Source organism: Microcystis sp. M_OC_Ca_00000000_C217Col (assembly GCF_007095585.1).
Lineage (GTDB): Bacteria > Cyanobacteriota > Cyanobacteriia > Cyanobacteriales > Microcystaceae > Microcystis > Microcystis panniformis.
On record NZ_SFBV01000131.1, the window covers coordinates 1 to 7,500 of the forward strand.

6 protein-coding genes are annotated in these 7,500 nt (G+C 46.6%); 1 reads left to right on the plus strand and 5 read right to left on the minus strand.

Features of this window, described 5'->3' with window-relative positions:
• Positions 1–291: 291 nt before the first annotated feature.
• The 5 genes from EWV66_RS24375 to EWV66_RS07710 all read right to left on the minus strand — a co-directional run bounded on the left by EWV66_RS24375 (position 292) and on the right by EWV66_RS07710 (position 6,175).
• On the minus strand, positions 292–468 hold the full coding sequence (locus EWV66_RS24375) for a hypothetical protein (protein WP_502705667.1): 177 nt from the start codon (positions 466–468) through the stop codon (positions 292–294).
• A gap of 24 nt (positions 469–492) precedes the next feature.
• Positions 493–3,729 carry a tetratricopeptide repeat protein gene (locus EWV66_RS07695; protein WP_502705666.1) on the minus strand — a complete coding sequence of 1,079 codons (3,237 nt, stop codon included), beginning with the start codon at positions 3,727–3,729 and terminating at the stop codon, positions 493–495.
• A 39-nt stretch (positions 3,730–3,768) separates the two neighbouring features.
• The gene (locus EWV66_RS07700; protein ID WP_002763038.1) at positions 3,769–4,377 is read right to left on the minus strand and encodes a COP23 domain-containing protein; all 609 of its coding nucleotides are present in this window, start codon (positions 4,375–4,377) and stop codon (positions 3,769–3,771) included.
• Between the two features lie 59 nt (positions 4,378–4,436).
• A complete protein-coding gene (locus EWV66_RS07705; RefSeq protein ID WP_002797744.1) occupies positions 4,437–5,537 on the minus strand; it encodes a S1C family serine protease in 1,101 nt (366 codons plus the stop codon).
• A gap of 143 nt (positions 5,538–5,680) precedes the next feature.
• Positions 5,681–6,175 carry a tetratricopeptide repeat protein gene (locus EWV66_RS07710; protein WP_002797745.1) on the minus strand — a complete coding sequence of 165 codons (495 nt, stop codon included), beginning with the start codon at positions 6,173–6,175 and terminating at the stop codon, positions 5,681–5,683.
• Between the two features lie 178 nt (positions 6,176–6,353).
• Between EWV66_RS07710 and EWV66_RS07715 the strand changes: the two genes are divergently transcribed.
• Entirely contained in the window at positions 6,354–6,911 is a 558-nt protein-coding gene (locus EWV66_RS07715; protein WP_002763043.1) for a Uma2 family endonuclease, read from the plus strand.
• Positions 6,912–7,500: the final 589 nt, after the last annotated feature.

Here is a 7,500-nt window from a genome sequence, read left to right on the forward strand (position 1 = left end):
GATTTAGGTGTTGGCTGTTGGGTTTCGCTTTTCCTGGGAATTGAGAGGTTTTCCTTAACCTATTTATTCGCTCAACCCAACCTACCGTAGGTTGGGTTGAGGCACGAAACCCAACAATACACCCAAGGAAACTAAAGTAGGTTGGGTTGAGGCACGAAACCCAACAATACACCCAAGGAAACCCAACAAAAAGATTCAGACAGATTTAGGTGTTGGGTGTTGGGTTTCGCTTTCCCTGAGAATTGAGAGGTTTTCTTTAACCTATTTATTCCCTCAAACCAACCTACTAAACTACTGTAAAATCTGCAAAATCTGCATCACTTGTTCATAAGCAGCCATATTATTCTGTTGGAGGAATAATATAGCTGCTTGTTGTAGATCAATTTTTACTTTTTCGGGTTGTCCTAATATGGCATATAAACCACCACGACCTAAGTAAGCTTGAGCCAAATTAGGATTAATTTCAATAGCTTTGCTGTAGTCAGAGAGGGCTCAATCGTATTTCTGCAAGTTATAGTAAAGAAGCCCCCGATTGTAGTAAGCTTGAGCATAATTAGGATTAATTCTAATAGCTTGGTTGTAGTCAGCTAAAGCTAAATCGTATTTCTGCAAGTTATAGTAAACAACCCCCCGATTGTTGTAAGCGTCAGCATAATTAGGATTAATGTCAATAGCTTTGCTGTAGTCAGAGAGGGCTAAATCGTACTTCTGCTGGTTATAGTAAAGAAGCCCCCGATTGTAGTAAGCATTAGCATAATTAGGATTAATGTCAATGGCTTTGCTGTAGTCAGCTAAAGCTAAATCGTATTTTTTTTGGAGACGGTAAAGCTCCCCCCGATTGTAGTAAGCTTGAGCATAATTAGAATCAAGTTCAATGGCTTTGCTGTAGTCAGCTAAAGCTAATTCGTATTTTTCTTTGTTTTCGTAAAGATCCCCCCGAACGAAGTAAAAGTGACTAAAATTTGAATTAAGTTCAATAGCTTTGTTGAGGTCAGCCAAAGCTAAATCATATTTTTGTTGGCGATGGTAAAAAATCCCCCGATAGAAGTAAGCCGAAAAAACATCATCAGAATTAATGTCAATAGCTTTGTTGTAATCAGCTAAAGCTAATTCGTATTTCTGCAAGTCAGAGTAAAGATTCCCCCGACTGGCGTAAGCACCAGCATCATTAGGATTAATGTCAATAGCTTTGTTGTAATCAGCTAAAGCTAATTCGTATTTTTGTTGGCGACGGTAAAGATTCCCACGATTCTCGTAAGCCTTAGCAAAATTACGATTAAGGTCAATAGCTTTGTTGAAGTCAGAGAGGGCTAAATCGTATTTTTGTTGGTAAGAGTAAAGATTACCCCGATTGTTGTAAGCATCAGCATTATTAGGATTAATGTCAATGGCTTTGTTGAAGTCAGCTAAAGCTAATTCGTATTTTTGTTGGAGAAGGTAATTAAGCCCCCGCCCTCTATAATATAAACCATAATTAGGATTAAGTTCAATAGCTTTGTTGTAGTCATCTAAAGCTAAATCGTATTTTTGTTGGGAGGAATAGTGCAACGCTCGAACAGAGTAAGCCATAGCATAATTAGGATTAAGTTCAATAGCTTTGTTATGGTCATCTAAAGCTAATTCGTATTTTTGTTGTAAGAAATAGTACCTCGCTCGAATCACATACCACAAAGCACGAGGAGCGAGATCAATTGCCTGATTAATCGCAGCTAATCCCTCATCATAGCGTTCTAAACTATCTAATACTGACTCTTTCATTATATAGGATTTAGGACTATTGGGAAACAGAGAAATCGCCTGATTAATCACGGTTAATGCTTGCTCATAATTTTCTCTGGCTTCTCTTTCTCTACCAGCACTTTTTGAGAAGCCACCTAAAACGGCATAAACATTACTTTGCAGTTGTAAAATACTACTGTGAAACTCCTTTAAATCTTCCCCTTTAGGTAAGGTATTAATCGCTTGTTGCAAAGCTTCTATAGCTGGTTGATATTTATCTAAAGCACCTAACGCTAATCCCTTCCCATACCAGGCTAAATAGACATTATCGGGGTCATTTTGCTTAATCGCCTCATCAAACGCCTTAATTGCTTCCTCAGACCTCCGTAACCGCCATAATTGTCCTCCCCTTTCTATCCAAATATCCGCCGTCGCATTGGTATTAGGGACAATAACACCAGCAATCGCTTGACTAATTTCTTGTTTTTGTTGCGGACTAACTTGGGGTTGAGCAGTGGTTAATAATTGCGGTTTTACCTTGAATCTTTCTTGCAATCCGATAAAAGTGCTAATGGGAATCCCCAAACTAAACCCTAACTGAATTTTCCCCCCCCCTGCTCCTTCTGAACGTCCATGAATCCCTATTACTCTCCCCTGGGAGTCTAAGACTGCACCACCACTCATTCCCCCAAATGTGATGCTGGTATAAACTAATTCATACCCTCCGGTTAAAGAAGCAACACTTTTTAATACTGCCCCTTGTTCATTGCTTAAGTCATTTTGGCGGGTTCCTAATAATCCCATTTCTTGATCTTTGATTCTACCTCCACTAAACAACCATTTCGAGGGATTGTCGCCAATTTTGGGGAAGCCTGCCGCAAAAACAAAATCATCGGTATTTGGGTTATAATTCGCTATTTCCGCAACGGGATAATTGTCCAGGCTTTCAAACTGAAAAACTGCTAAATCTACCCCTTCCTGCCGGATGATGGTGCTTTTCTCGATGTTTCGAGTTTTGCCGTCGCTGGTGACGACGGTGTAGGTGTGATCGGCACATCTGGTGGTGCCTTTGATTTTTTCGCAGAAGACATGGTCTGCGGTTAGGACGGTGTAAATATTCCCTTCTTTAGCGATAATGACACCGCTACCGTTTCCACCGCTCGTACTATCAATCCGGACGGTGAAACCCTTCGCTTTCGCTTCTAATTTGGCGATATAACCAGTATAGACGGTGGTTTCTATATCGGGGTTCACCTGCGGTAGGGGTAGGTTATAGGCGCTGAGGATTTCGGGCCGGATGTAGGTTAATAGGGTATGAAGGGAAATGCCCCAGTTAACCGCTCTCATCTGTTGGATTTCCGCGTCTGTGGGTTTTGTACCGTCCTCGTAGATGTAGTTAGAGAGAATCGGATGGGCCGATCGCCCGTTAATACCGATTAACTCATCCTCGAAAAAGATACCACCGCCGCTCATTCCCTGCACGATATCGCCACTATAACCGACGCTGTAGCCCTCCCGGAGGGGTCGATCGCTTGTTTGTTCAATTTTCCCGTTATCGGTGGTGTACTGCCCCGTTTCTGCGGAATAACCGGTTACAGTGATATCTAGTTCCGCATCCGGGGAAATGGCGCGAATTTTAGCGATCGGATAATCCCGGGTATCGCTAAACTCCACCAGGGCCAGATCCTTATCTTTTAAAAGGGAATTCGGCGCGATCGAGGCTGTGCGGGTTTGGCCGTCGTGGGTTTGGATCTGTAGGGTGGTCGCGCCACGGGTAACGTGAGCGTTGGTCAAAACGAGATATATACTGCCTTTTTTCCCGATAATGATTCCCGATCCCCGATTTATCTCGCTAGTAATCTTAACAGTGACTTGACGGATCGATCGCTCGATCTGCGCGTCTGGGCTGTCTTCCGCCACGATCGCCGGAGCAGAGAAAGGGGATAGCGCTTTAACCGGTACGACGGGCAGAAGTAGGAGGCTTAGGAGTAGGGGAAAGGGTTTCAACATGGTTATTATGGGGAAATTTGGGGTAAAACAGCGAAAATTCTAGCGGGTGGGAACGCAATTATTTTGCGGGCCAGCAGATCTCGTACCACAGGGTGCGTCGCGATCGGCGAGTGGTGCTTTGGCGAAAAACTCCGTCATCGAGATATAGGTTTTATCTCCGGAATTCTGGAGGAGCATATCCGAGCTTTTCCCCTCTAGGATGTCCATGAGTTGTTGCAAGACTAAATCTGGATTGTCGTGGGGTTTAAGGGTAAAAAGTTGGCTATTACCATCGCAGGGATCGCCGGATCGTGAAACGCTGCAGATGATCGGGTATCCCTTCGCCCGGCCGGTGGTGAGATAGTTAAAACGCCCTTGATTATATGCTTCCTGGAATTTTTTCGTGACTTCCTCGCAACGAACCGGGGAACGTTTGGAGAAATATTCCGATTTCCAGCCGATAATCCGCACATTGCCGCTTCTTTGGGGAATCCAAGCGAGGGTAGCGGGGATTTTTCCTCCCGATGCGCGATCGAACACCTCTTTACAGAAGAAGGTGACGCCATTCGGGGTGGTCGATTGGCTGAAACCGGGGGCGATACCACCGAGGAGGACAGTGGCGAGGAGGCCGACGCAAGCGAGACGGTGGGAAATATATCTAGAGTTCATAGGGATAGTTCCTCAGAAAATAGGGATTAGAATCGTGATTAGGGTCAAAATGGGATTATTTAAGGGTTAGCGGCGGCGTTGAGGGTGTAGCGACCCGATTCACCCCCTTCGCGAGAGGTGGCCACTAGGATATAAACTCCATCGGCAGGTAATTCGGTTACGAGTCGAGCGTTAAAATCCCCGGGGGCGCGATCGACACGCTGGTCACTACGGGCGACCTGTGGGTATTTTGTCCCCTCGGAAGATTGGAGAACGCGATAGAGGACAAGATAGGGAGCGATCTCGTTGCTGTTCATATCCAGAACGATTTTCTGTCCTGCACGACCCTCGAACCCGTAATATTGCTCGTTTTGGTCTTTGGTCAAGTTGCCTTGAACGGTCTGACCGTTAAGAGGGAGGGCGAGTAACTGTATCCGATCGTCCTGTCCTAATGTTGAGACGGTGGAGACATCGCCTGTTTTAACTGCGGTGAGGAAAGCTTGCAGGCGATCGAGGGAAACGGCGAAATTAATGCCGCTCTGGGTAAGGCCGATCGGGTTTCCCGCACCGTCGTAAACGTAACTCCCGATATCGCCTGCGACGTTAACCCCCACCACTTCCCCCCGTGAATTCAAAAGCGGCCCGCCGGAATTGCCTTTGTTGATATTAGCGTTGTGTTGCACAATGCCTTTTTCGGGGTCGAGACGGCTGATAATGCCCTGGGTGAGGGTGTTTTGATAGTCCTCGTTTAAGGGTGTGCCGATGACGAAAACGCTTTCGCCGACTTTGGCGGAGTTCGGACGGGCCAGGGGAAGATAGGGCAGGTTTTGGCGGTTATAAATCCGCAGGACGGCTAAATCCACGCCATTTTTAGCGAAGCCGATCACGTCTGCCGAGGCCTGCTGTCCGTTGGAAAATTTCACCGTCACCACCCGGGGGCCGTCCGCAACAACGTGGGCGTTGGTAATGATGATACCGTCGGGACTGACGAGAAAGCCGCTACCGTGGCCGCTGCCATTTTTGACGGTGACGACGGCGGGGCTGGCTTTCTGATAGACTCTAGAAGCGGTCTGCTCCTGCGCGAGGATGGGTGGAATGTTTTCCATCAGGAAGCCTCCTGGTTGAACGAGTAGGCCAGTGGTGGCCAGTAGCACCGATAGGGTGAAAGTAATTGGTTTCATCGGGTTGGCTCCTCTTTAGTCGGGGGATACTTGCAAGGATGTTATCGTTGGTTTTTTTCCAATTATGCGATTAAGTTTTAAGTCTTCAGGTTGGTTTTTTTACAAAAGTTTAGAGGGGGAGAGCGATCGCTCTCCCTTGCAACTTACGCACCTATCTGCCGTAGTGCTTCTATGGCGCTGTTGTACATTTCTGTGTTTCCCTGCTGGCGAAATAATTCGGCGGCCGTTGTTAGATCGGCGATCGCATTTTGTCTCTGGTTAAATGCGAGATGGACGTATCCGCGGAAATGGTAAGCGTAGGCAGCGCGGGGGTTTAGTCGGATCGCGGTGTTCAGGTCTTGAAACGCCGGTCGCCATTGTTCGCGAATCGTGTAAATCATGCCCCGACCGAGGTAAGCTTCGGCATAGTCCGGATCGAGTTCGATCGCTCTGGTGAATTGAGCGAGGGCGAGATCATATTTTTCCTGTTGGATGTAGTTAATTCCCCGGTTAAAGTGGGCGATCGCTTCTTTGTAGTTCGCTTGAGTGATCAGGGTTTCGGCTGGTTGTCGGCTCTCTAGGGCCATAACGGGGCGAACAGTGGCGAGGGTGGAGAGGCCGATTAGGCTGACGGTGGTGAGAAGGGCGAAGGATTTCATGGGTAGTTCCTCGGTGAGGGTGATTTGAGCTTCTACCTAATTCATCGGTTGCTTTTTTGGGAATATGCAGGATAGGGCGATCAATTTTTTTTCCTTTCGGGTACAAAAGGAAAAAGCGCGGCAATCGGCATCGCTTTGTTATCATTTAGTGAAAAATACTTGTTTTTTTTGATGCAATATGGTAAGCAAATCCCCGACGATTACTGATGCGGAATTAATTCGCCTCAGTTGTCAGAACCCGGAATTAGGCTTTGAACGCAATGCAGATGGAACGTTAGTCACTATGCCCCCGATCGGAAGTATTTCAGCGAATCGAGAACTGAAAGCCGGCGCTCGCCTGCTCTACTGGGTCGAACAGAACGGGTTAGGAGAGGTATTTAGTTCTAGCGGCGGTTTTAAACTGGCCAATAGCGCGGTACGCTCTCCCGATGTGGCTTTCGTGGCGAGAGAACGTTTACCGTCCGGTTGGCAGGAAAGGGAGGATGAATTTCTCGATCTCGCGCCGGATTTCGTGATCGAGATCCGTTCTAAAACCGATAGTTTATCCAAGTTAAAGCGGAAAATGGAGGAGTATCGGGAGAACGGGGTGAAGTTAGGATGGTTGATCGATCGCCACAATAAACAGGCTTTCGTCTACCGTCAGGACGGGACGATTACCTGTTATCCCGAGAACGCGATTTTAAGCGGGGAAGATGTGGTTCCGGGGTTCACCCTAGCGCTAGAAATCTTGCTGTAAGATCGATCGCTTTTTTCGTGGTGAGATTCAAAATCGATCGAGTATCTAGGGTTTGCGGCAAAAAGTTTGTTGGTGGGGGCAGGGTGTGACCCCCCCAACCCCCCCGACATCGGGGGGGCAGGGGGGGGTTGGGTGTTGGGTTTCTACCGTAGGTTGGGTTGAGGCACGAAACCCAACAATACACCCAAGGAAACCCAACAATACACCCAAGGAAACCCAACAAAAAGATTCAGACAGATTTAGGTGTTGGGTGTTGGGTTTCGCTTTTCCTGAGAATTGAGAGGTTTTCCTTAACATATTTATTCGCTCAACCCAACCTACGGACTCTACAGTAGTCAACTACCGTAGGTTGGGTTGACCCAAGGAAACCCAACAATAGACCCAAGGAAACCCAAGAAAAAGATTCAGACAGATTTAGGTGTTGGGTGTTGGGTTTCGCTTTTCCTGAGAATTGAGAGGTTTTCCTTAACATAGGGTTTGCTGAATAACTGTGAAATACTTATGATATAAGGATTACAGCCATATTAAATTCCCAAAAAGTCAAGAAAAAGGGACAGAAAACGGCTAAAATTGCTAAAATACCCTTGCA